The sequence below is a fragment of the Bilophila wadsworthia ATCC 49260 genome, assembly GCF_000701705.1.
In the GTDB taxonomy this organism is placed as follows: domain Bacteria; phylum Desulfobacterota; class Desulfovibrionia; order Desulfovibrionales; family Desulfovibrionaceae; genus Bilophila; species Bilophila wadsworthia.
This window is the reverse complement of the sequence record NZ_JNJP01000186.1, coordinates 1-1,386: the sequence shown is the minus strand read 5'-3', so window position 1 is coordinate 1,386 and position 1,386 is coordinate 1. Positions and strand designations below refer to the sequence as shown.

Annotated in this window: 1 protein-coding gene; it reads left to right on the top strand. The window is 58.4% G+C overall.

The window, feature by feature from the left end; translation table 11 throughout:
- Positions 1-1,349 (top strand): Mu transposase C-terminal domain-containing protein (locus T370_RS0121920; protein WP_029437016.1); only part of this gene is annotated, 1,349 nt, incomplete at its 5' end.
- Positions 1,350-1,386: the final 37 nt, after the last annotated feature.

The following is a 1,386-nucleotide window of genomic DNA, read 5'->3' as shown; positions in this document are numbered from 1 at the left end:
CAAACATGCTTCCCGGCGAAGGCTTCACGGGCGACGGCACCACCTTTGACGGACTGGTCCAGCACCCCTATGAGCCGCGCGCGTTCAGGCCGGAACTTACCCTGATTCTGGACATCGCAACCCGCAAGTGCGTCGGGGTGTCCGTCGACACATCGGAAAACGGGCTCACCGTTCTGGACGCCTTCCGCGTCGCCTGCATCACCCATTGCGTCCCGTATTTTTTCTATACGGACAACGGGCCGGGGTACGCAAACGCCATGTCCACCAAAGAAGGGACGGGCGTCCTGACGCTGCTCGGCGTGATTTGCAAGACGTCCATTCCCGGACGCCCGCAGGGCAAGGGACTCATGGAGCGGGCGGTCAAGACCATCCATACCGATCTGGCGAAACGGTTCGCTTCCTGCGTGCATCGGGACATGGATCAGGATACGGCCCGGACGTTCCGGCTTTCCGTCAACAAAGACATCAAAAAATACGGAAAGTCCGAACAGTTGCCGACGTTTGACGAGTTTTTCAAGGCTCTGTGCTTCCGCATTGACGAGTACAACGCCACGCCGCACACGGCCCTCCCTAAGTTTACGGACGCGAACGGCAAGCGGCGGCGCTATTCGCCCGGCGAATACTGGAACGTGAAGCTCGCGGAAAACCCGGAATACAAGCTTTTGCGGCTGGACCCGACGCTGCATGACGATCTGTTCATGCCCGCTGCGGAACGCCCCGTCCATAACAACTGGATCAACTTCGCGGGCAAGAAGTACTACGCCGACGCCCTGTGGTCCTGGAACGGGAAAAAGGTGCTGGTCCGCTATGACATGCACGATCCCCGCTACATCGTCGTCCAGACGCCCGACATGGCGAAAATCTGCAAGGCGCTCGTCGACGGCAACACCATCGATTACCGGGGCATGATTTCCGAAGCCGAAAGGAAGGCCGGAGAATCGCAGCGCGCCAAGCTCGCAAGGGCGCAAGCGCAGGTTCAGAAAAAGCTCCCCGGCGCAACGGTGGTTTACAACGAAGATTCCATCGGAGCCACGGCAACCGTCGTCAATTCCATTCGCCCGATCGGGCAGGTGGTTGATGTGGAGCCGATACCCGCTCTCGAACCGGATTTCCCGGATGAGGAAGAAGGGACGGTTACGCAATCCGTCCGTCCCGGCAAGGCCCGGCCTGCCTTTGAGTTCCCTTACGAGCGGTACGAGTACCATATGGCTCACCCGGATTCATGGACGCAGGAAGACCGCGACTGGCTGGAATGGTACGTCCAGACCGAAGAATACGCGGATTATCTTGATATTTTCATAAGCAAAGGCATTGCATGGGAGGAAACGTCATGCGCAAAATGTTCGTAAAGACAGAGAATTACCGCAAGTTCGTCAGCGCCGTGAA